This is a genomic window from Dinoroseobacter sp. S76 (genome assembly GCF_049801095.1).
GTDB lineage: Bacteria > Pseudomonadota > Alphaproteobacteria > Rhodobacterales > Rhodobacteraceae > Dinoroseobacter.
On the sequence record NZ_JBNAGH010000002.1, the window covers coordinates 249420 to 271030 of the forward strand.

Annotated in this window: 18 protein-coding genes; 5 read left to right on the forward strand and 13 right to left on the reverse strand. The window is 62.8% G+C overall.

Annotated elements, in window-relative coordinates:
* Positions 1–15: 15 nt before the first annotated feature.
* Both ACP153_RS07020 and ACP153_RS07025 read left to right on the forward strand, forming a co-directional pair.
* Complete coding sequence (locus ACP153_RS07020; RefSeq protein WP_424970267.1) at positions 16–558, forward strand: hypothetical protein; 543 nt, start codon at positions 16–18, stop codon at positions 556–558.
* Positions 555–824, forward strand: coding sequence for a hypothetical protein (locus ACP153_RS07025; RefSeq protein ID WP_424970268.1), 270 nt, complete (start codon positions 555–557; stop codon positions 822–824). The genes ACP153_RS07020 and ACP153_RS07025 overlap by 4 nt, the downstream gene beginning before the upstream one ends.
* Before the next feature lie 3 nt (positions 825–827).
* Here the strand turns inward: ACP153_RS07025 and ACP153_RS07030 are convergent, their stop codons facing one another.
* The 7 genes from ACP153_RS07030 to ACP153_RS07060 form a co-directional block, all read right to left on the reverse strand.
* Positions 828–1121, reverse strand: coding sequence for a DUF1330 domain-containing protein (locus ACP153_RS07030; RefSeq protein ID WP_424970269.1), 294 nt, complete (start codon positions 1119–1121; stop codon positions 828–830).
* A gap of 1 nt (position 1122) precedes the next feature.
* The gene (gene alaS, locus ACP153_RS07035) at positions 1123–3789 is read right to left on the reverse strand and encodes an alanine--tRNA ligase (protein WP_424970270.1); all 2667 of its coding nucleotides are present in this window, start codon (positions 3787–3789) and stop codon (positions 1123–1125) included.
* Positions 3790–3926: 137 nt separating this feature from the next.
* Positions 3927–4994, reverse strand: coding sequence for a recombinase RecA (gene recA, locus ACP153_RS07040; protein ID WP_424970271.1), 1068 nt, complete (start codon positions 4992–4994; stop codon positions 3927–3929).
* Between the two features lie 179 nt (positions 4995–5173).
* Positions 5174–7513: an ATP-binding protein gene (locus ACP153_RS07045; protein WP_424970272.1), complete on the reverse strand. Its 2340-nt coding sequence runs from the start codon at positions 7511–7513 to the stop codon at positions 5174–5176.
* Between the two features lie 100 nt (positions 7514–7613).
* Positions 7614–8768: an RsmB/NOP family class I SAM-dependent RNA methyltransferase gene (locus ACP153_RS07050; protein ID WP_424970273.1), complete on the reverse strand. Its 1155-nt coding sequence runs from the start codon at positions 8766–8768 to the stop codon at positions 7614–7616.
* A gap of 3 nt (positions 8769–8771) precedes the next feature.
* Complete coding sequence (gene guaB, locus ACP153_RS07055; RefSeq protein ID WP_424970274.1) at positions 8772–10226, reverse strand: IMP dehydrogenase; 1455 nt, start codon at positions 10224–10226, stop codon at positions 8772–8774.
* A 103-nt stretch (positions 10227–10329) separates the two neighbouring features.
* Complete coding sequence (locus ACP153_RS07060; RefSeq protein ID WP_424970275.1) at positions 10330–11115, reverse strand: HpcH/HpaI aldolase family protein; 786 nt, start codon at positions 11113–11115, stop codon at positions 10330–10332.
* A gap of 92 nt (positions 11116–11207) precedes the next feature.
* Between ACP153_RS07060 and ACP153_RS07065 the strand changes: the two genes are divergently transcribed.
* The 3 genes from ACP153_RS07065 to ACP153_RS07075 are packed head-to-tail and all read left to right on the forward strand — an operon-like array spanning position 11208 to position 14314.
* Positions 11208–12221: a C4-dicarboxylate TRAP transporter substrate-binding protein gene (locus ACP153_RS07065; RefSeq protein ID WP_424970276.1), complete on the forward strand. Its 1014-nt coding sequence runs from the start codon at positions 11208–11210 to the stop codon at positions 12219–12221.
* A 58-nt stretch (positions 12222–12279) separates the two neighbouring features.
* Complete coding sequence (locus tag ACP153_RS07070) at positions 12280–12900, forward strand: TRAP transporter small permease subunit (RefSeq protein WP_424970277.1); 621 nt, start codon at positions 12280–12282, stop codon at positions 12898–12900.
* A 31-nt stretch (positions 12901–12931) separates the two neighbouring features.
* Positions 12932–14314, forward strand: coding sequence for a TRAP transporter large permease (locus ACP153_RS07075; RefSeq protein WP_424970762.1), 1383 nt, complete (start codon positions 12932–12934; stop codon positions 14312–14314).
* Positions 14315–14435: 121 nt separating this feature from the next.
* Here the strand turns inward: ACP153_RS07075 and ACP153_RS07080 are convergent, their stop codons facing one another.
* From ACP153_RS07080 to ACP153_RS07105, 6 genes are all read right to left on the reverse strand, one after another.
* The gene (locus ACP153_RS07080) at positions 14436–14867 is read right to left on the reverse strand and encodes a hypothetical protein (protein WP_424970278.1); all 432 of its coding nucleotides are present in this window, start codon (positions 14865–14867) and stop codon (positions 14436–14438) included.
* 133 nt (positions 14868–15000) lie between these two features.
* A complete protein-coding gene (locus ACP153_RS07085) occupies positions 15001–16116 on the reverse strand; it encodes an ABC transporter ATP-binding protein (RefSeq protein WP_424970279.1) in 1116 nt (371 codons plus the stop codon).
* 34 nt (positions 16117–16150) lie between these two features.
* The gene (locus tag ACP153_RS07090) at positions 16151–17809 is read right to left on the reverse strand and encodes an alpha-amylase family glycosyl hydrolase (protein WP_424970280.1); all 1659 of its coding nucleotides are present in this window, start codon (positions 17807–17809) and stop codon (positions 16151–16153) included.
* Positions 17810–17822: 13 nt separating this feature from the next.
* Positions 17823–18980 carry a carbohydrate ABC transporter permease gene (locus ACP153_RS07095; RefSeq protein ID WP_424970281.1) on the reverse strand — a complete coding sequence of 386 codons (1158 nt, stop codon included), beginning with the start codon at positions 18978–18980 and terminating at the stop codon, positions 17823–17825.
* Positions 18981–18996: 16 nt separating this feature from the next.
* A complete protein-coding gene (locus tag ACP153_RS07100) occupies positions 18997–20001 on the reverse strand; it encodes a carbohydrate ABC transporter permease (RefSeq protein WP_424970282.1) in 1005 nt (334 codons plus the stop codon).
* 76 nt (positions 20002–20077) lie between these two features.
* Complete coding sequence (locus ACP153_RS07105; protein WP_424970283.1) at positions 20078–21436, reverse strand: ABC transporter substrate-binding protein; 1359 nt, start codon at positions 21434–21436, stop codon at positions 20078–20080.
* Between the last annotated feature and the right edge of the window lie 175 nt (positions 21437–21611).

A 21611-nucleotide genomic window follows, 5' to 3' on the forward strand; every position in this document is an offset into this window, starting at 1 on the left:
TCTGACACTCGGGGTATGTTGAAACACGCCCTGCTTTTCGCCGCCCTCGCCCTGGCCTCCCCGGCCAGCGCGGATCTTCGGATCAGCTATGCTGACGGAGACCGCCCCCTGTTTTCCGTGGCCGTTCCCGATTTCTGGTCCATCGAGACCGGCGGCGCGCGCGCCATCTCTCCCCCGGGTGAGGAGGCCGCCCTGCCCGTGCCGCAGATCGTCACCCTGCGCCCCACGGTGGAGCCCGATGTCTGGATGGGGTTCTTTTCGCCCCCGGGCATCAGCACGCTGGAAGGCGGGCTCGACTATCTGAGCGAGATCGAGAAATTCATGGCCGCCGAGCCGGAGATCACCTCGATCTCCAAGGGACAAGTGGCTGGGATGGCCGCCCGGATCATCAAGGGCACGGGCCGTCGCGATGGCTCGGACATCGCCTATACGATCGCCGTGGTCGACCTGCCGGGCGCGCGCGTCGCCATCGCCGCCGCCGTGGCGGAAACCACCGCCGCCCCCGCCCTGATTGATGAGATCAACCGCGTATTCGCCAGCATGAGGGCCGGATCATGACGCCTCGTTTTCTTTTGCGTGCCGCGCTCTGTGTCGGGCTGATCGGAGGGCTTGCAGGCTGTCAAACCGCGGTCGGTGTCAGCTACGGCTATGGCTACTCGGATCCGTTCTACTGGAACCATTACTACCATGACCGCGATGTGGATATCGACATTGATGTCGATCGACCCTCACGGCCGCCTGTCGCCAAGCCGCCGCAAGTGCGCCCGCCGATCCACAAACCCAAGCCCCTGCCCGCGCGCCCGTCCCGGCCGCGCTTGCGCTAGGCGTCAGACGTCGTCCAACGCGTCGACGACCACAAGCTCTCGCTGGGAGGCGCCGCGCGCATAGCTGAGCGCCTCCTGATAGGCCGGTGAGTTGTAGCAGGCCACCGCATCCTCACGGCTCTCAAACCGGACGACCACATTGCGCGCGCGCTCAGGCCCTTCGAGCTGCGTGCAGCCGCCCCCCCGCGCCAGAAAGACACCGCCATGATCGGCAATCGCCACCGTGGCGCGCTTGGCATATTCGCCATAGCGCTCGGGGTCGGTCACATGCACATGGGCAATCCAGAACGCTGCCATCTCATTCTCCTCCAATCACAGCTTCGACCGCGGCAATGGCGGCTTCGGCCTGGCTCGGATCCTTGCCGCCGCCCTGGGCCATGTCCGGGCGACCACCGCCGCCCTTGCCGCCGAGCGCTGCCACAGCGGCCTTGACCAGATCCACAGCCGAGACCTTGTCAGTCAGATCTGGGGTCACCCCGGCAGCCACGGCGGCCTTGCCATCCGCGTCCGCGATCAAAAGGATCGCGCCGGAGCCAATCCGCGCCTTGTGCTCGTCCATCAGGGGCGGCAGGTCTCGACCCGACACCCCTTGCAGGGTCTGGGCGAGGAATGGCACGCCGCCGATCTCCTTGGGTTGGGCCGGCGCATCGGCTTGCGCGCCCCCGGCCATCGCCAGATCCCGACGCAGCTGCGCCACCTCGTTCTGCAGTGCCTTGCGTTCCTCCAGCAGAGCACGCACCCGGTCCGGCACATCCGCCGCCTGGGCCTTGAGGGCCAGCGCGGTCTCGGCGATCCGGCGATCCTGGGCGCTGAGATAGGCAAACGCCTCCTCCCCGGTCAGCGCCTCGATCCGGCGCACACCGGAGGACGACGCCGTATCCCCGAGCGCCACGAAGACGCCGATATCACCGGTCTGGCGCACATGGGTGCCGCCGCACAGTTCGAGCGAATAGGTCTCGCCCGACACGCCCTTGCCCGACCCGGCCTGATGACCCATGGACACCACGCGGACCTCATCGCCGTATTTCTCGCCAAAGAGCGCTTGCGCGCCCAGATCGCGCGCCGCATCAGGCGTCATGATCCGCGTCTCCACCGGCGCATTCTGGCGGATATAGGCATTCACATCTGTCTCGACCTTGGCCAGTTCCTCGGCACTGAGCGCCTTGGAATGGCTGAAGTCAAACCGCAGCCGGTCGGCCGCATTGAGCGAGCCGCGCTGCGCCACGTGATCTCCGAGGGCCTCACGCAGGGCCTCGTGCAACAGGTGCGTCGCCGAGTGGTTTGCGCGGATCGCGCTCCGCCGCGCCGGATCCACCCGCATCTCAAGCACATCGCTCACGGACAGGGCCACGGTGTCGGGTGTCACCTTATGAACAAAGAGGCCCGATTTCTTCTGCGTGTCCGAGATCGCCCCGGCCCCATCGCTTTTCAGATAGCTGCCGGTGTCCCCGACCTGACCACCGGATTCCGCATAAAACGGCGTCTGGTTCAGAATGGCCCAGCCGGTGCTGCCTGCGGCAATCGTCTCGACGCTCGCGCCGTCCTGCACGAGGGCCAGCACCTGCCCCTCGGCGATCTCTGTGTCATAGCCGAGGAACTCCGTACTGCCATGGGTGTCGGCCAGCTCGAACCAGACGGTTTCATCAGCGCTCTCACCGGATCCGGACCAGGCCGCGCGGGCCTTCGCCTTCTGCTCCGCCATGGCAGAATCGAACCCATCGGTCTCCACCTCCCGGCCCTTCTCACGCAGGGCGTCCTGCGTCAGGTCAAGCGGGAAGCCGTAGGTGTCATAGAGCTTGAATGCCGTCTCGCCCGGCAGGGCCGCGCCATCCTCGAGCCCGTCGACCGCATCATCCAGCAGTCGCAACCCGCGATCCAGGGTCTGACGGAAGCGGGTTTCCTCAAGGTTCAGGGTTTCTTCGATCAGGGCCTGTGCGCGCCCGAGCTCCGGGAAGGCTTGGCCCATCTGCGCGACCAACGCGGGCACCAGCCGATGCATCACGGGATCCTGCGCCCCGAGCAGATGCGCATGCCGCATCGCGCGCCGCATGATCCGGCGCAGAACATAGCCGCGACCCTCATTGGACGGCATAACGCCATCGGCGATCAGGAAAGACGTGGACCGCAAGTGATCCGCGATCACCCGGTGATGCACATTGCGATCGCCGTAAGGATCGACACCCGTGGCATGGGCCGAAGCCTCGATCAACGCCTTGAAGAGATCCGTGTCGTAGTTGTCATGGCTGCCCTGCAACAACGCCGCGATCCGCTCGAGCCCCATGCCCGTATCGATCGAGGGCGACGGCAAGTCCTGCCGCGAGCCGTCTTCGAACTGCTCGAACTGCATGAAGACGAGGTTCCAGATCTCGATAAAACGATCCCCGTCTTCCTCGGGGCTGCCCGGAGGGCCACCCCAGATGTGAGCGCCATGGTCGTAGAAGATCTCGGTGCAGGGTCCGCAGGGGCCGGTCGGGCCCATCATCCAGAAATTGTCATTCGTCGGGATGCGGATGATGCGGTCATCACTGAGACCCGCATGCTTCTTCCAGATCTCGGCCGCCTCGTCATCTGTGTGGTAGACCGTGACGAGCAGGCGCGACTTGTCGATCCCGAATTCCTTGGTGATCAGGTCCCAGGCAAAGGGGATCGCGTCTTGCTTGAAGTAATCCCCGAAGCTGAAATTCCCCAGCATTTCAAAGAAGGTATGGTGGCGCGCGGTATAGCCGACATTGTCCAGGTCGTTGTGCTTGCCGCCGGCGCGCACGCATTTCTGGCTGGTCGTGGCGCGGGAATAGTCGCGCTGTTCCAACCCGGTGAAGACGTTCTTGAACTGCACCATCCCCGCATTCGTAAACATGAGCGTGGGATCGTTGCGCGGCACCAGGGGCGAGCTGTCGATGATCGCGTGATCCTGCGTGCCGAAATAGTTGAGGAAGGTGCTGCGAATGTCGTTCAGGCTAGGCATCTGGGCGTCCCGGATTGGAATGGTCTCGCAGGTTTATCGCTGCGACCGGAGCCTGTCCACCATCAGAAAACCGCAGGGCGCAAACAGCAAAAAGGCGGCCTTGACAGGCCGCCTTGAACTTGGGTGCTGCGGGGCGCTCACTCGTCGAGAACGGAGGTCTCTTCCTCGGGCATTTCGAAGTCTAGCCCGTGGGCCGCACGGATCTTGTCCTCAATCGCCAGCGCCATGGATTTGTTGTCGCGCAGGAACTGCTTGGCGTTCTCGCGACCTTGCCCGATGCGCTCATCCCCATAGGAGAACCAGGAGCCGGATTTCTGCACGACACCAGCCTTCACGCCCAGATCAATCAGTTCGCCCATCTTGGAGATGCCTTCGCCATACATGATGTCGAATTCCACCTGCTTGAAGGGCGGAGCCACCTTGTTCTTGACCACTTTGACTTTCGTGGTGTTGCCCACAACTTCGTCCCGGTCCTTGATCGAGCCGATACGGCGGATATCAAGGCGCACGGAAGAGTAGAATTTCAGCGCATTGCCGCCGGTGGTCGTCTCGGGCGACCCAAACATCACACCGATCTTCATGCGGATCTGGTTGATGAAGATCACCGTGCAGTTCGAGCGAGAGATCGCGCCGGTGAGTTTGCGCATGGCCTGGCTCATCAGCCGCGCCTGCGCGCCAACCTGCGCATCCCCCATGTCTCCTTCGAGCTCGGACTTCGGCGTAAGAGCAGCAACAGAGTCGACAATGACCATGCTCACCGCCCCAGACCGAACCAGGGTTTCCGTAATCTCCAGCGCCTGCTCGCCGGTGTCCGGCTGCGAGATCAGCAATTCGTCCAAGTCTACGCCAAGACGGCGGGCATATTGCGGGTCGAGCGCGTGCTCTGCATCGACAAAGGCGCAAACGCCGCCTTTTTTCTGCTCTTCAGCAACGCAATGAAGCGTCAACGTCGTCTTGCCGGAGCTTTCCGGTCCGTAAATCTCAATGATGCGGCCTTTGGGAATACCGCCAATCCCGAGAGCAATATCGAGACCGATGGAGCCTGTGGAGGTCGCTTCAATCTCGGCAACAGGGCTGTCAGCCCCGAGTTTCATAATAGACCCCTTGCCGAACTGCCGTTCGATCTGGGCCAGGGCGCTGTCCAGCGCCTTTTTCTTTTCGGAATCGCGTTTATCGGTCACGTCCAGAAGACTCGCAGTGGCCATGGTGTCGCCCCTTATCACATACCGCCTTTCGGGCAGCAATCTCTGCTTTGTTCTTGCCTTGTTCTCGCAATATGAGATCGAAGTAGGAACATTTCAAGGCAAATCTTAACCATCCAAGAATTTCGGAATTTGGTTAAGAAAAGGTTGCCCTGTCGGGCGTAAGCAGAGACGGAGCGCCCCTAGACGGCGTCTTTCAGCGGCTCGGCCAAGGTCGGCGCATCGAACTGCGCCTGAACGGTTGCGATCAGTTGCTTCAGGGAGAACGGCTTTGGCAGGAATACCGAATTGGGGATTCGCTCCTCATCATCGGAGAGGAGATCTTCTGCATAGCCCGACACAAAGACAACCGGTATGCCGGGTCGATCTTCGAGCGCGCGGCGCACCCAGCTGGGGCCATCAAGGCCCGGCATGATGACATCCGTGACAAAAAGGTCCACCTCGAGTGCAGGGTTCTCGAGCAGTTCCAGCGCCGCTTCCGCACATTCCGCTTCGAGAACTGTGAACCCGTTGAGCCGCAACGCGCGGGCGGCAAAGGCGCGTACCGGGGCCTCATCCTCCACCAGGAGGACAATGCCGTCACCGGTCGCCGAGGGACGATCAGGCGCAGCAACTGCAGTTTCAGCGTCAGGCAGTGCCTGCCCATGGTACGCCGGGAAATAGATCTCAAAGGCGGTTCCTTTGCCGACCACGCTCTCGGCGAAAATGAACCCACCGGATTGCTTGACGATACCGTAGGCCGTGGAGAGGCCGAGCCCTGTGCCCTCCCCCGTGCGCTTGGTCGTGTAGAAAGGCTCAAAGATCTTGCTGAGCTTGTCCTGCGGAATACCGACCCCCTGATCCGTCACAGTCACACAGGCATAGTCGCCCGCGGGAAGGGTCACGCGCCCGCGCATCATGGGGGTCTCAAGCTCTACGGCCCGCGCCTCAATCGTGATTTCGCCGCCATCCGGCATAGCGTCCCGCGCATTCACCACAAGGTTCATTAGAACCTGTTCCAGCTGGCGCTTGTCCGCGCGCATGGGACTGAGATCCGGCTCGTTCATCAAAGTGAGCGTGACCTTCTCACCAACCAAGCGATTGAGGAGATGGGTGAGATCCGAGAGCGTATCGCGCAGATCGATCAGTTCCGGCTGCAGAGTCTGCTTGCGAGAAAAGGCGAGCAATTGGCCGACGAGGCTCGCTGCCCGGTTGGCATTTTGGTTGATCTGTACCAAGTCACCGTATTCCGGATCACCTTGGTCATGGCGCAGCAAAAGCAGATCGCAGTGTCCAGAGATTGCCGTCAGCAAGTTGTTGAAATCATGGGCGACGCCGCCAGCCAGTTGGCCAATCGCCTGCATCTTTTGGCTTTGGACAAATTGCGCCTCAAGCGTCTTGAGCTCGGTCGCATCATGCAACACAGCGGTCAGGATCGGCCCTTCGGCGCTTTGCGAGCGCATGAGCGTGACCTGCAGAAAGCTCTCTTCTGTCCCTTCCTTGACGCGCAAGACCTCTGGCTGGAGAGAATGCGGCGCGTGCAGCGCTTCCTCGATCCAGGACCGAACGGACCGGCCGAGCCCGGTAACCAGATCAACAAAATTGATATCGTCGATCTTCTCTTCGATGTTCAAGAGCGCCCTTGCATGGGCATTGGCTTGCAGAAGCTCCCCTTGCGGACCGAGCTTCATCACCGCCACCGGCAACTCCTCGAGCCCCATATTCATATCATGGGTGCTGGTCAGGCGCTGCATCGGCAGGAGCGCGATCTCGCGGCGTCCGGCGGTGAGCTCGGTTTGATGAAGATAAACCGGCACTTGCCCGTCGGGCGTGATCACCTCGGCCGTGCTGACATCCCCGGCGGGCGGCACCACGAAGACCGCGTTCAGATCGCGTGCACGACCGCCAATCATCCGGCGCAGAGCCTCGTTCATGGACAAAACCGTGCCGGATTTGGACACGGACAGGATCGGGATCGAGACAGAGCCAGAGGTCGCACCGTCGCGGGACGCCAAAGCCTCCACCCGGAAGAGCATCTGGCCATAAGCGTATTTGCGCAGCACAAACCGGGCGTGACCGCGCCGAGTCACTGCATCCTCAACGCTCATCGCCGCTTGATCGAGCCCCCGACGGAGCCGCCGCACCAGCGCAGCGCTTTCCGGCACGGTGGCCTGCAACGCGGAGACCAGCCCAAGCTCGCTGGCATTGGGGAAATAGGCCTTCGCGGCGCCATTCATCCAAAGGATCTGTTGGTGCTCATCCAGGACGACCGACGGGCTGGAATCCCCTTCGAGAAAGGCAAAAAGCCCGACAAGCTTGGGATCAAGCCGTGTCCGGCTCATCCGGCGCCGCACCTGCAAGAGGATCAGAAGTGCGACCAGCGTCACAGCGGAAACAGCCAAGGACAGCTTTACCGTCGGATCCTGCAGGATCACCGCCAGCCCGGAGGTCACGACCGCCGCGCCCAAAAGGACCGCAGCCTCCCGGATTGCCGACGAGGTTTCGCCCGCAAATCTCTGACTTTCCAGCGTCTGATCGCTCACCCTGTCCTCCGGATCACCTTTACGCACAGTCTTGATCACGTGGACTTAAGCTTGGCTTAACACCGAAACAGTTTCAACCTTTGGTTGTTTACACCACGATTCAAACATCAAATATGGCGTAGAAAAACCCATCTCCGGGCGCGTTGGGCAACAGTTGATGCTGAGTTCTGAGCCGCGCTTGGGGCATCGCCTCAGCCATCCAGGCCAGCTGCTCTGCATTTTCTGCGGGCAGAACCGAGCAAGTCGCATAGACCAGAACACCGCCGGCACGGACCAGCGGCAGGGCGGCGCGCAGGACATCCCGCTGCGCTGCGACATAGTCGGCGAGACGCGCCGGGGTCAGCGCCCATTTCGCTTCGGGTGTACGGCGCCAAGTGCCGCTACCGCTGCAGGGAGCATCGCAAAAGACCAGATCAAACCCGCCCTGCCCGTCCTGCCAATGGGGCAGCGTGACGCCTGCGCGCGCGGCACGGGCGGGGATGTCTTTCATGCGCGCGGGCGCAATATCATGGACAAAAACCTGCGCCTCGGTACGCGCAGCCAAGGCCAGCGCCTTGCCGCCGCCACCGGCGCAATAGTCCAGCACACGCCCGGACGCAGGGAGTGGCGCGGCCAGCACAGCGGTCTGGGAGGCCGCATCCTGAATCTCAACCAGACCAGCCTTGTACGCAGCGCTTTGCGCGACCCGGCGCGCGCCCTCGGTCACCCGCAGCGCACCATCCACATCGGGCACAGGGACGGCTGTGATCCCGTCCTTGGCAAGCGCCGTCTTCGCGTCTGCCGCATCCGATTTGCGCACATTCACGCGCAAATCGAGCGGCGCGCGTGTCCGGAGCGCGGCGCAGATCTCCTCAGCCCCGGCGCCATGTCCATCCTCCAGCGCGGCCAGGATCCAATCCGGCATATCCAGCGCCACGGCCCGGGTGAGAGCCTCGGGGGCCAACAGCAGCGCGCTCTCGTCCTCCGTCAAAGCGGCGGGCGCATAGCCTTCACCGGTAAATACGGTGTCCAAGGTCCCTGATCCAAGCGCGTGTCCGATCATCAACCCGCGCCCGGTGAGCCCCCCGCCCATCGCCGCGTAGCTGCGCCGTCTCCGCAGCGCATCAAAGACCAGATCGCGCAAGGCTGCGCGATCCTTGGACCCCGCGAACCGGTGCGCGCGGCCCCATTGGCTCAGCGCCTGTTCAGCGGGCTGGCCGTCCAGCACCGCGTCCAGCACTTCAATCGCCGCCGCAACCCGAGCCGCAGGCGTCATGGCCTAGCCCATCCGGTAGTTCGGGCTTTCCCGGGTGATCTGCACATCATGGACATGGCTTTCCTTGAGGCCCGAGCCCGTGATCCGCACGAACTGCGCCTGGGTCCGCATCTCGGCCACGGTGGCGGCGCCTGTGTAGCCCATGGCCGCGCGCAGACCTCCGACCAGCTGATGCACGACCGCACCGGCAGAGCCCTTGTAAGGCACCTGCCCCTCGATCCCTTCGGGTACGAGCTTGTCGGAGGCCGCGTCCTTCTGGAAGTAGCGATCCGCCGACCCCCGCGCCATGGCGCCGAGCGACCCCATCCCGCGATAGGATTTGAAGGACCGCCCCTGATAAAGGATCACCTCGCCTGGGCTCTCATCGGTGCCGGCGATCATGCTGCCGACCATCGCGCAATGGGCGCCCGCCGCAATCGCCTTGGCGAAATCGCCGGAGAACTTGATGCCGCCATCGGCGATGACCGGCGTGCCCGAAGCCTCGGCGGCCTTGGCGCAATCCATGATCGCGGTGAGCTGCGGCACGCCGACCCCGGCGACGATCCGCGTTGTGCAGATCGAGCCCGGGCCGATCCCGACCTTCACTGCATCCGCGCCCGCGTCGATCAGAGCGCGGGTCGCCTCGCCCGTGGCCACATTGCCAGCCACCACCTGCACGGAGTTCGACAGGGTCTTGGCCCGCTCCACCGCCTTGGCCACGCCCGCAGAATGGCCGTGCGCCGTGTCGATGATGATCAGATCCACGCCCGCTTCGACCAGCGCCTGCGAGCGCTCAAACCCGGCATCGCCCACGGTCGTGGCGGCCGCCACGCGCAGACGTCCCAGCTCATCCTTGCAGGCATTAGGGTTCAGCACCGCCTGCTCGATATCCTTGATGGTCAGAAGCCCGGTGAGCTTGCCGTCGCCGTCGAGCACCAAGAGCTTCTCGATCCGGCGGGCATGCATCAGCGATTTGGCCTCGGCCAGATCCGCAGGCTCGCGCAGGATTGCCAGATTGTCAGACGTCATCATCACCGAGACCGGCGTGTTGTCATCGCTGGCAAAGCGCATGTCCCGGTTTGTGACGATCCCCAGCACACGCCGGGCGTCATCCACCACGGGGAAACCGGTGATCTTGTAACGCTCCATCAGCGCCTTGGCATCGGCAAGCGTCTGATCCGGGCGCAGCGTCACGGGGTTATAGACCACGCCGGACTCAAAACGTTTGACCTGACGGACCTGGCTCTGCTGTTCATCCACGCTGAGGTTCCGGTGCAGCACCCCCATGCCGCCCACCTGCGCCATGGCGATCGCCATGCGGGCCTCGGTCACCGTATCCATGGCCGAGCTCAGCAGCGGAATGTTCAGGGCAATGGACTTGGTCACCTGGGTGCGCGTGTCCGCCTCTGAGGGCAGCACGGAGCTGGCGCCGGGTACCAGCAGCACATCGTCGAAAGTGAGGGCCTCGCGAATCTCCATCACACACTCCTGTCGGGGGCTTCGTTAGGCACGTCCCCCTCGCATGGATCGGCCCGGGGGACAAGGGGCGCGCCCTGTCGCAGGGCGCGCGCGTCCCGGGCGCTCAGGCTTTGGGCAAAAGCGCGCGGGTTTCGGCCGAGAGGCTGCGCAACGCCCCGGCGAGCGACGTTACATCCGCGCCGACCCCAATGAAGCGTGCACCAAGGGCTGCATATCGGGCCACACCTTCCGGATCGAAGGAGAGGATCCCGGGCACTTTGCCCGCCGCCGCGATCGCGGCCAACGCCTCTTCCATCACCGCCTCGACCTCCGGCACGCCAGACTGGCCCGTATAGCCCATATCCGCCGCAAGATCGGCGGGACCGATGAAGAGCACATCGATCCCCTCCACGGCGGCAATCTCGGGGATCGCGGCCACGGCAGCCCGGCTCTCGATCTGGGCGATGGTGCAGATCTGCGCATTGGCAGTCTGCACATAGTCCGGCGTCAGCGAATACCCCGAGGCGCGGGCCAGCGCCGCCCCATTGCCGCGCACGCCGTCAGGGGGATAGCGCATGGCCTCGGCCACCTGCCGGGCCTGCGCGGCACTTTCGACCATGGGAACCATCACCGTCTGCACACCGAGATCGAGGACGCGCTTGAGCACCCATTCCTCCCCCACGGGCACCCGGGCGATGGCGTGGCTATTCCCGCCACTGGCCAAGGCGCGGAACTGCGCGATCATGTCTCCGGGATCATTGGGCGAATGCTCCCCATCCACCAGACACCAGTCAAACCCGCAGCCCGCTGCGAGTTCCGCCACAGTCGGCGAGCCAAAGCCGAGCCAGAGCCCGATTTGCGTCTCGCCCCGCAACAATGCCGCCTTCAACCCATTCTCTGGCGCCGCCATATCCCCTCCCGGCATTTTGTGTTGGACCTCGCCGCTCGGACGGCTACGGTCTGTGCCAGCAAACCTTAGATTTGCACCCAGGGAGAGAAAACATGAAAACGCTTTTGAAAAGCACCGTGATCGCGGGGCTGTCGCTGACCTTTGTGGGCGAGGCTCTGGCAACCGAGTGGAACGTGTCCGTCTGGGGTACGCGCCGCGCCTTTACCGAGCATATTCACAAGCTTGCCGAGTTGGTCGAAGAGAAGTCCGGCGGCGAGTTCACCATGAATATCAGCTATGGCGGCCTGTCGAAGAACCGCGAGAACCTGGACGGGATCTCCATCGGCGCCTTCGAGATGGCGCAGTTCTGCGCGGGCTATCACCGGGACAAGAACCCGACCATCACCGTGCTGGAACTGCCCTTCCTCGGGGTGGCGAACCTCGACGAGGAGGTCGCAGTCAGCCATGCGGTCTATGACCACCCGGCGGTGCAAGCCGATCTCGGCCGCTGGAACGCCAAGCTGCTGATGACGTCGCCCATGCCGCAATACAACATTGCCGGCACCGGAAACGCACGAGATAAGCTGGCAGATTTCGACGGCATGCGGGTGCGCGCCACGGGCGGCCTCGGTCAGGCCTTTGAAAAGGTCGGCGCAGTGCCAACCTCGGTAACCTCATCCGAGGCCTATAACGCCATGGAATCCGGCGTGGTCGACACGGTGGCCTTCGCACAGCACGCACACCTGTCCTTCCGCACCATCGATATCGCCGATTGGTGGACTGAGAACCTGAACCCCGGCACCGTGAACTGCCCGGTGGTGGTCAATACGGACGCCTATGCGGACCTGAGCGATGAGCATCGCGCGATCCTCGACGACTCCGTGGCCGGGGCGATTGATCACTATCTGGCCAATTACGGCGAGCTTCTGAACAAGTGGGAAGAGGTTCTGGCCGAGAAAGAGGTCCAGAAGATCACCGTGGATGAGGCCGAAATCGCCAAGTTCCGCGAAGTGGCGCTGCCGCTCCATCAGGAGTGGATCCAGACCATGACCGATCAGGGCATTCCGGGACAGGAGCTCTATGATCTGGTGCTGAGCACACTCGAGAAGAAGCGGATGTCCAACTGACCTCCATCTGACCTGAAAGGCTCCGGGATTTCCGGAGCCTTTTTCGAAAGTTGCCCCCATGTCTTCAAGTTCCGTCTTAACCGACGAAACCGGCCTGTCCCGTGCGGATCGCACGCTGTTGCGGCTGGAATCCGTCATGAACCTGCTGGGCGGGATCGTGATCTTCGCGCTGGTGGTGCTCGCCGTCTATAACGTGCTCGGACGCAAGTTCTTTGGCGCGCCGGTGCCCGGCTATGTGGACTGGACCGAGCAGTTCATGGCCACCTTCGCCTTTCTCGGCCTGGCCTTCTGTCAGCGCGAGGGCGGGCATATCCGCATGGATATCGTGGTGGGTCAACTTCGCGGGCGAACCCTTTGGTTTGCGGAGTGTTTATCCTGCATCTTCATGCTGCTTCTCACCACAGCGCTGATCTATGGCACCTGGTTCCATTTCGAGCGCAGCTTCGATTTCGCCGCCCCGCTCTGGAGCCGGGACAGCTCCATCGACATCGCCTTACCGCTCTGGCCCGCCAAACTGCTAGTGCCGATCTCGCTGGCGCTGCTCTGGTGCCGGTTGGTTCTGCAAATCTGGGGCTTCGCGCGGGCGTTCCGCCGGAATGAGCGCTACCCCGTCGCCGTCCCCCTGATCGAAGACGCCTTCACGCAAGCCAATAAAGAAGCGAAAACCGTCGATGGATAACCTCATTGACATGAAAGAGCTGCTCGACGGCATTGATATCTTCAACGTATCTCTGTGGCTGAGCGGGCTTCTGGTTGTTCTGGTGTTGATCGGGGTGCGCGTCGCCTTCGCCACCGCCTTTATCGGGTTCATTGGCCTCTGCATTTTCTTCATGGAGAAGCAGGGGTTTGACCGTGGCCTCGTAACCGCGATGAAACTCGCGGGACAAGTTCCACACTCAAAATCAACGACCTACAGCCTGTCTTTGATCCCGACTTTCATCCTGATCGGGTATCTTGCCTATTATGCAGGTCTGACGCGTTTCCTTTTTGAGGCGGCCAAACGCTGGGTCGGCTGGCTCCCCGGAGGTCTGGGCGTCGCGACGGTCTTCGCCACCGCGGGCTTCGCGGCGGTCTCCGGCGCCTCTGTGGCCACCTCAGCCGTTTTTGCCCGCATCGCGATCCCGGAGATGCTGAAGATCGGCTATGACAAGCGCTTCGCCGCGGGCGTCGTCGCCGCCGGTGGCACGCTCGCTTCCCTAATCCCGCCCTCGGCGATCCTTGTGATCTACGCCATCATCGTGGAGCAATCCGTGGGCAAGCTCCTGCTTGCCGGTTTCCTGCCCGGCGCGGTCTCGGCGATGATCTATGCGGGTCTGGTCATCGGTCTCGCGCGCTACCGCAAGGATCTCGGCCCCCCGGTCAGCGGCTTCACCTGGGGCGAACGCTTCTCGGCCCTGCCCGGCGCGCTGCCGATCCTCTTTGTCGTTTTCATCATCGTCTACTCGATCTATTTCGGCTGGGCGACACCCACCGAAGCCGGAGCGCTCGGCGCCTTCGTCGTCCTCCTCATGGCGCTCTGGCAAGGCCTGCGCTGGGGACAGCTCAAGGGCGCGCTGATGGAGGCCGCCAAGCTCACGGTGATGATTTTCGCCATGATCTGGGGCGTGCTGATCTATGTGCGCTTTCTCGGCTTCGCGAAACTGCCCGAGACCTTCGCCGACTGGATCGGATCGCTCGACCAATCACCCTATCTGATCCTTCTGATGATCCTCGGCGCTTATGTGATCCTCGGCATGTTCATGGACGCGATCGGGATGCTGATCCTGACCCTGCCGGTGACCTTCCCGGCGGTGATTGCCCTGAATGGCGGGCCGGACGTGACCCGCGAGGCCGCAGCCCTCGGCATGACCGCGGAGGAATGCGCAATCTGGTTCGGGATCATCGTGGTGAAAATGGCGGAGCTCTGTTTGATCACGCCGCCCATTGGCCTCAATTGCTTCGTGGTGGCCGGGGTCGCCCAGGACAACAAACTGCCGATCTCGGTCCAGGACGTGTTCCGCGGCGCCTCCCCCTTCTTTGTGGCGGACGTGATCACGGTCGCGGTGCTCATCGCCTTCCCGGGCATTGTGCTCTGGCTGCCCAGCCTGCTCTGACCGCGCCGCTGGGCCGGGGGAACCGCGCCCTCCAGGCGCGGTGGGGGCAACGCCCCCTGAAGGGTAAAAACAAAGCCCCGCGAAAGCGGGGCTTTTCCTTTGGATAACCGCCCCAGAAAAGTCAGAGCGGCGGGAAGCCCCCCGTACGCGCCGGCAGGCGCTGCATCAGGGTCGGCGGCAGCTCCGTCTGACCGGAATAGGGCGTGAAGCAACCCTTGGCCTGCCCCGCCTCCAGAACAGCATCATGCTTGCCCTTCGCTACCGACAAATCCGCCTCGTAATCCCGCCCCGCCGAGAGCGCAAAGAGCGCGGGCCAGAAGAGCACAAGCCCCACGGTCATCACTGCCGTATCCGTATTGGCCTTGCTGCGCTGATGGGCCGTCAGCTCCTGCACATGGCCCTCGATCGCCGTCCGTTCGGCGGTCAGCGCGTGACAGCTATAGCTCGCATAGACATTGGGGGAGATGAAGCTCCGCTGCACCTTTTCGGGCGGCGTCGCACAGCCGCTCACAGCCAGCGCCGTACAGACCAGCGCCATGGTTACCTTTTTCATGCCGGGATCCTCGCCTCACACCAGATGGGCGCGAGCCTGAGGATCCGCTATGGCAGGAATGGGGCAGCAACCGCACCATGGCGGGACGATCCTGCACAAATCGAACGGCCCCGCCCGCGCCGGGCCAACCCGATCAATGGGGCGCGAAGGTCACATGATGCCCGTCGGGATAGAGCAGCGAGACCCCGTCCTTGAACACATGCACCTTGGTTGGATCCGCGGTCATGCGCGTCACCTGCCCCTTCAGGTCCTTATGGATGCCTTGCAACTTGGCGATGCTCGCCTCCTGCCCCGCGGGCGCCTCGAAATAGAGCAGCGTAACCTCGCCAAGCGCCTCGGTGATCGCGACCTTGCCTTCAAAGAGATAGCTGTCCGTGGCCTCGACCATATCCTCGGGCCGCACGCCCACATTCACCGATGCGCCCATCAGGCTCGCATCGGAGGGGTAGTGGGAGACGGCCACACCGCCGCCCGCCATCTCGACGGTAGTCTGATCGCCGGTCCCGGTGATCTTGCCCGGAAGCAGGTTCATCTTGGGGCTGCCGATGAACTGGGCCACGAACTCGTTTTCGGGCTTCTCATAGAGCTCCAGCGGCGAGCCCACCTGCGCGATCCCGCCTCCGGCCAGCACCACGATGCGAGACGCGAGCGTCATCGCCTCCACCTGGTCATGGGTCACATAGATCATCGTGCTCTCGGGCATGGCCTCCTTGAGCTGCGCGATCTCGAGCCGTGTGGCCACACGCAGGGCAGCATCGAGGTTCGAGAGCGGCTCGTCAAAGAGATAGACCTTGGGGTCCCGTACAATCGAGCGGCCAATGGCGACCCGCTGACGCTGCCCACCGGAGAGCGCCTTAGGCAGGCGGTCGAGATACTGGCCCAGCTGCAACTTCTCGGCAGCGGCCTCCACCGCGCGGTCAATCTCCTCCTGAGGCATCTTCGCGATCTTGAGAGCAAAGGACATGTTCTCGCGCACGGTCATATGCGGGTAGAGCGCATAGGACTGGAACACCATGGCGATGCCCCGCTGGGCCGGAGGCACGTCATTGACCACCGTGTTGTCGATCTCCAGCGTGCCGCCGGTGATCTTCTCCAGACCGGCGATCATCCGCAAAAGCGTCGACTTTCCGCAGCCCGAGGGCCCGACAAAGACGATCAATTCGCCCTGCTGCACGTCCAGATTGATGTCGCTCAGAACCTTGACGTCCCCATAAGCCTTGGCGACGCCCGTCAGCTTCAAATCTGCCATTCTCCCCTCCCTCTCAAATCTCAGCCGCGCTGGATTATGCTGTCTTCAACGCGATGCAGGGCTGCCAGGGCCCCAGATGCACGCGTCCATCCGGGCTGGTGCCCGCGGAATTCAGCTCCGCTCCGATCTGGGTCCAATTGCCCGCAGGCAGATCGACCACGCCGGGCGTGTCGCTCATGTTCAGAGCGTAAAACACCGTCTCACCGGCCCCCTCGCGCACAAAGCTCAGCACATCGCCCTCGGCCTTCAGCCCGGACAGCGTGCCCTTGGCAAAGACCTTGTGATTGCGGCGGAAAGCGAGCGCCTTGCGGTAATGGTGCAGAACCGCGTCCGGCGCCTGCTCCTGCGCGGAGACGGCCATGTTCAGATGCTCGGACGAGACCGGCAGCCAGGGCCGCGCAGCCGAGAAGCCGCCCGTCTGATTGTCAGACTGCCAGACCATCGGCGTGCGGCAACCGTCGCGGCCCTTGAACTCAGGCCAGAATTCGATGCCGTAAGGGTCCTGCAGATCGTCAAAGGCCACATCCGCCTCGGGCAGACCGAGCTCTTCGCCCTGATAAAGGCAAACCGAGCCGCGTAGGCACATGAGCAGGGTCAGGATCCCACGCTGCGCCCCCGGGGTCAGGTCCCAACGGGTCACATGGCGCATAACGTCATGGTTGGAAAATGCCCAGCAGGCCCAACCGTCTGCGGCAACATCGGCGACCTTGGTCAGCACCTCGGAGACACGCGTGGCGGTGAGCGCCTCTTTCGACAGGAACTCGAAGGCGTAGCACATATGCACGCCGGTCTCTCCGGCGGTGTACTGGCCCAGAATCTCCAGCCCGTATTGCGCATCGCCCACCTCGCCCACGGCGGCGATGGCGGGATACTCCTCCATCATCCCGCGGAACCGGGCAAGGAACTCGAGGTTCTCCGGCTGGTTCTTGGAATAGAGGTGACGCTGGTGGTTATAGGGGTTCACCGCGGGCGCGATCGTGTCATTGCGATCCTCGGGGGGCAGCGGCGGGTTGTCTCGCAGCTCTGCGTCATGTGTGTAGAAGTTGATTGTGTCGAGGCGGAACCCGTCCACCCCGCGATCCAGCCAGAACCGGCCCACATCCAAGAGCGCATCCTGCACCGCCCGGCAGTGGAAGTTCAGGTCCGGCTGCGAAGTCAGGAAGTTGTGCAGGTAATACTGGCAGCGCCGGGCATCCCATTGCCAGCCCGAGCCGCCAAAGATCGACAGCCAGTTGTTCGGGGGCGTGCCATCGGGCTTGGGATCGGCCCAGACATACCAATCGGCCTTGTCATTGTCGCGGCTCGCGCGGCTCTCGGCGAACCAGGGATGCTGGTCGCTGGTATGGCTCAGCACCAAGTCGATCATGACCCGCAGCCCATAGATATGGGCCGTCTCGATCAGCGCATCGAAATCCGCGAGGGTGCCGAACATCGGATCCACATCGCAGTAATCGCTCACATCATAGCCGAAATCCTTCATCGGCGAGGTGAAGAACGGGCTGATCCAGATCGCATCCACCCCGAGCGAGGCGATATAGGGCATCCGCTCGACGATGCCGAGAAGGTCCCCGATCCCGTCGCCATTGCTGTCCTGAAAACTGCGCGGATAGATCTGATAGATGACCGCCCCGCGCCACCAGTCGGCGTCGGCGGCAAGGCCCTTGGCCGCGCGCATTTGTGCCACTGCATTCATCGAGAGTTGTTCCTTACTTGACCGAGCCGGCGAGGAGGCCGCGCACGAGGAAACGTTGCATGGAGAAGAAGACCAGAAGCGGGACCGCAATCGACACGAAGGCCGCTGTCGCGAGGATCTCCCAATTGCCGCCTCTGGTGCCCAGAAGCTCGACGATCTGGTTGGTCATGACCGTGGTCTGGCCCGTGGCGTCGATCAGGAACACCTTGGCCACCAGAAGGTCATTCCAGGTCCAGAGGAACTGGAAGATCGCGAAGGAGGCCAGCGCCGGGAAGCTCAGCGGCAGAACGATCTTGGTGAAGATCTGGAAATCCGTGGCCCCGTCCACCTTGGCGTTTTCGATGATGTCCCGTGGCAGGCCCACCATGTAGTTCCGCAAGAGATAGATCGCCAGCGGCATGCCAAAGCCTGTATGGGCGAGCCATGTCCCCAGATAGCCTTTCCCGATCCCGATATTGTTGTGCAGGGTCAGGAGCGGGATGAGCGCCAGTTGCAGCGGCACCACCAAGAGCCCCACGATGATCGCAATCAGGAGCGCGCGTCCCGGAAACTCCATCCAGGCCAGGGCATAGGCCGCGAAGGCCGCCACGAGGATCGGGATGATCGTCGCCGGGATCGTCACCGTCAGCGTGTTGAAGAAGGCCCGCGCCATGCCCTCGGAGTTGCTCGGGTCCAGAAGCATGTTGTGATAGTTGTCGAGTGTGAATTCCGGCGGCGTGGTCGCGGTCACAAAGACCCGCTGCCCGCGCCCGCCCATCTGGTCATCATTGCCCGACCAGACATAAGCGCCATCCGATTGCACGGTGATGGTCTCGCCCTCGCCCAGATCTGCCGTATCGCCCGCCGTATAGGCGGCGATGTTGCGGCTCGACGTGCCCCAGACGCTGATCACCGCATCGGTGATGCCTTCATCGGCAAAGAGGTTGCCCTCCACCACATAGAGATCCCCCTGCTGGACCCGGAAATCATCCGGATCCGCTGCGCGCAGAGTGATGTTCTGCTCCGACGCGAACATGGATTTCCACCAGCCGCTCGACGAGATCTGTTCCACGGTCCGGAAGGACGACACGAAAAGGCCGAAGGTCGGCAAGAGCCACAGCACCACGAGGGCCACGACCGAGATATGCACGGCCCAGGTGAGCGAGGATTTGGTTCCAGCGATATTGTCCATAATCCCCCCCCGCGCCTCAGCGCATTTCCTTGCGCGCGCTATGGATGTTCCAGATCAGGATCGGCGTCACCAGAAGCATGATCACCATCGCGCTGGCCGAGCCCACGCCCCAATCGTTGGCGCGGAACAGCTTGTCGAACATGTAATTGGCGAGAACCTGCGTCTCCCATTGCCCGTTGGTCATCGCAAACACGATGTCGAAGACCTTGAGCACCACGAGCGTGATCGTCGTCCAGACCACCACCACCGTGGGCATGATCTGCGGCACCTTGATCTTGAAGAAGATCTGCCAGGGCGAGGCGCCGTCGATGATCGCGGCCTCGATGGTCTCTTCGGGGATGCCGCGCAAGGCCGCCGAGAGGATCACCATGGCAAACCCGGTCTGCACCCACACGAGCACGATCATCAGGAAGAAGTTGTTCCAGAACGGGATCGTCAGGAAGGTCACGGGATCGCCCCCGAGGCCCACGATCATCGCATTGAGGATGCCGATCTGCTCCTGCTCGATCGGGCGACCATCATAGACCAGCTTCCAGATCACCGAGGCGCCGACAAAGCTGATCGCCATGGGCATGAAGATGATCGATTTGGCGATGTTGCCCCATTTGATCCGGTCCGTGAGCTGCGCTGCGATCAGACCGAAAGCGGTCGAGAGCGCGGGCACCACGATGAGCCAGAACATGTTGTTCCGCATGGCTTCCCAGAATTTCGGCTCCGAGGCCATCTGGGCGTAATTGTCGAGCCCGACCCAGTTGTAGCCGCCGCCGGGTACCCTTTCGAGCAGAGAGAGCCGCAGGGTCTCGACCACCGGGTAGCCGAGATAGAGGGCCAGCACGAACAAAGCTGGGAACAGGAAGATCCAGGGCCGGATCTGATTGGCGCGGTTGATATTGCGCCCCGCATTCTCCCCCTTGGCAGGGTAGAGCACTTTGTCGAGGAACTGATTGGCAAAGTAGAAATAGCCGACACAGCCGCCAACGCCGATAATGATCGTGAAAAGTCCCTGAAAGGCCGGATGCATGGCCGCTCCCCCTGTTCCTGAAATGCCGTGGGGTTGCAGGCCGTCCCTTGGGACGACCCGCCTGTCTTGCCTGCGCTTACTTCAGCGCGTCCCAGGAGGACTGGATCTCGGACGCAACCTCTGCCGCCGATTTCGCACCGGAGGAGTAATCCACCATGCCGGTCCAGAAGGTGCCCGCGCCCACACCGCCCGGCATCAGGTCAGAGCCGTCAAAGCGGAAGGTGGTGGCATTGGTCAGGATCTCACCCTGGCCACGCAGGGTGTCGCTGGCATAGGCGTCCGGATTGGCCGCCTTGAACGGGGTCAGGAAGCCATCCTGGGCCATCATCACCTCATGGGCGAAAGGCGTCTTCAGGAATTCGATGAAGGCGCTCGCGGCCGGGTTCTCGTTGGTGATCGCAAAGAGCGTCCCTGCCCCCAGCACCGGACGCCCGAGGTCTTTTTCCTCAAAAGCCGGGAAGTAGAAGAAGTCGGCATCTTCACCGAGCTCGGTGCCTTCAGGGAAATAGGCCGGAATGAAGCTCGCCTGACGATGCATCATGCAGGAGGGCGGTGAGGCAAAGAGGCCGAGCGGGCTTTCACGGAAGTCGACCGAAGCAGTGTCATTCGCGTTGCCGACCACGTAGTCGTCGTTGCGCGTGAAGGTGCCATATTCCTCGATCGCGGCAACGACCTTGGGGTCGTCGAAGGGGATCTCGTTGGCAACCCAGGCGTCATAGGTCTCCGGCGACTGCGTGCGCAGCATCAGATCCTCGACCCAGTCGGTCGCGGGCCAACCGGTGGCGCCGCCAGAGCCGAGGCCAACGCAGAGCGGCGTCTGGCCATCGGCGACCATCTGGTCCATCAGCGCCTTGAATTCTTCCATGGTCTCGGGGACGTCATACTCGAAATCCTCGAAATTCTCGGGGATATACCAGACCAGCGACTTCACGTTCACATTGAAGAAGAAGCCATAGAGCTGCTCGGTGCCCGACCCATCCGCATAGGTGCCCAGATCGATCCAGGACTGCCCGGCGGCGTAGTTCTCGCGGATCCACTCATCGGAGCCTGCGGGCAGTGGCGTAAGGAAGCCGCGCTCGGCCATGGTGGTGGCCAGACCCGGTTGCGGGAAGACGGTCAGATCGGGAGCAGAGCCTGCCTCGGCGTCGATGACGATCTGCTGCTCGAGGCTGTCGGAGCCCACATAGCTCGCATTGGCGCCGGTCGCTTCATTGAAGAAGGCCACGAGGTTCGAGAAGGCATCTGCCTCGCCAGCCAGCCACGGACCAAAGATCGACAGGTCCTGTCCGGACAGGTCCGTGCCCGCGGCAAAAGCCTCATAGCTTTCCCAGTTGAACTCGCCCTCGCCCGGCGTGAAGGCCAGATGACCGCCGGCTTGCGCCAGACCCGCCGACAGGGCGAGCGCTGCGGCACTCGCGTACAAGGTGAATTTCATGTCAGTCCTCCCAGACCAGCGTGCGCGTCGCACGCCCCATGCTTCAGTTAGCGCTAGAATCGCACCCAAAGCGCTTTGAATGCGCCAGACATCTCGCGTTGTCCCCATCCTGTCAATCTTTGAAAACCTGAACACGCGAATAATTTCATCCTGTGCGCAGCCCGTTTCGAAAAGC

Coding starts and splice junctions, on each gene's coding strand:
- ACP153_RS07090 (WP_424970280.1), bottom strand. CDS start 17,809: ATGAATGCAGTGGCACAAATGCGCGCGGCCAAGGGCCTTGCCGCCGAC.
- ACP153_RS07025 (WP_424970268.1), top strand. CDS start 555: ATGACGCCTCGTTTTCTTTTGCGTGCCGCGCTCTGTGTCGGGCTGATC.
- alaS (WP_424970270.1), bottom strand. CDS start 3,789: ATGCCTAGCCTGAACGACATTCGCAGCACCTTCCTCAACTATTTCGGC.
- recA (WP_424970271.1), bottom strand. CDS start 4,994: ATGGCCACTGCGAGTCTTCTGGACGTGACCGATAAACGCGATTCCGAA.
- ACP153_RS07020 (WP_424970267.1), top strand. CDS start 16: ATGTTGAAACACGCCCTGCTTTTCGCCGCCCTCGCCCTGGCCTCCCCG.
- ACP153_RS07030 (WP_424970269.1), bottom strand. CDS start 1,121: ATGGCAGCGTTCTGGATTGCCCATGTGCATGTGACCGACCCCGAGCGC.
- ACP153_RS07105 (WP_424970283.1), bottom strand. CDS start 21,436: ATGAAATTCACCTTGTACGCGAGTGCCGCAGCGCTCGCCCTGTCGGCG.
- guaB (WP_424970274.1), bottom strand. CDS start 10,226: ATGGAGATTCGCGAGGCCCTCACTTTCGACGATGTGCTGCTGGTACCC.
- ACP153_RS07070 (WP_424970277.1), top strand. CDS start 12,280: ATGTCTTCAAGTTCCGTCTTAACCGACGAAACCGGCCTGTCCCGTGCG.
- ACP153_RS07060 (WP_424970275.1), bottom strand. CDS start 11,115: ATGGCGGCGCCAGAGAATGGGTTGAAGGCGGCATTGTTGCGGGGCGAG.
- ACP153_RS07080 (WP_424970278.1), bottom strand. CDS start 14,867: ATGAAAAAGGTAACCATGGCGCTGGTCTGTACGGCGCTGGCTGTGAGC.
- ACP153_RS07100 (WP_424970282.1), bottom strand. CDS start 20,001: ATGCATCCGGCCTTTCAGGGACTTTTCACGATCATTATCGGCGTTGGC.
- ACP153_RS07065 (WP_424970276.1), top strand. CDS start 11,208: ATGAAAACGCTTTTGAAAAGCACCGTGATCGCGGGGCTGTCGCTGACC.
- ACP153_RS07085 (WP_424970279.1), bottom strand. CDS start 16,116: ATGGCAGATTTGAAGCTGACGGGCGTCGCCAAGGCTTATGGGGACGTC.
- ACP153_RS07050 (WP_424970273.1), bottom strand. CDS start 8,768: ATGACGCCTGCGGCTCGGGTTGCGGCGGCGATTGAAGTGCTGGACGCG.
- ACP153_RS07095 (WP_424970281.1), bottom strand. CDS start 18,980: ATGGACAATATCGCTGGAACCAAATCCTCGCTCACCTGGGCCGTGCAT.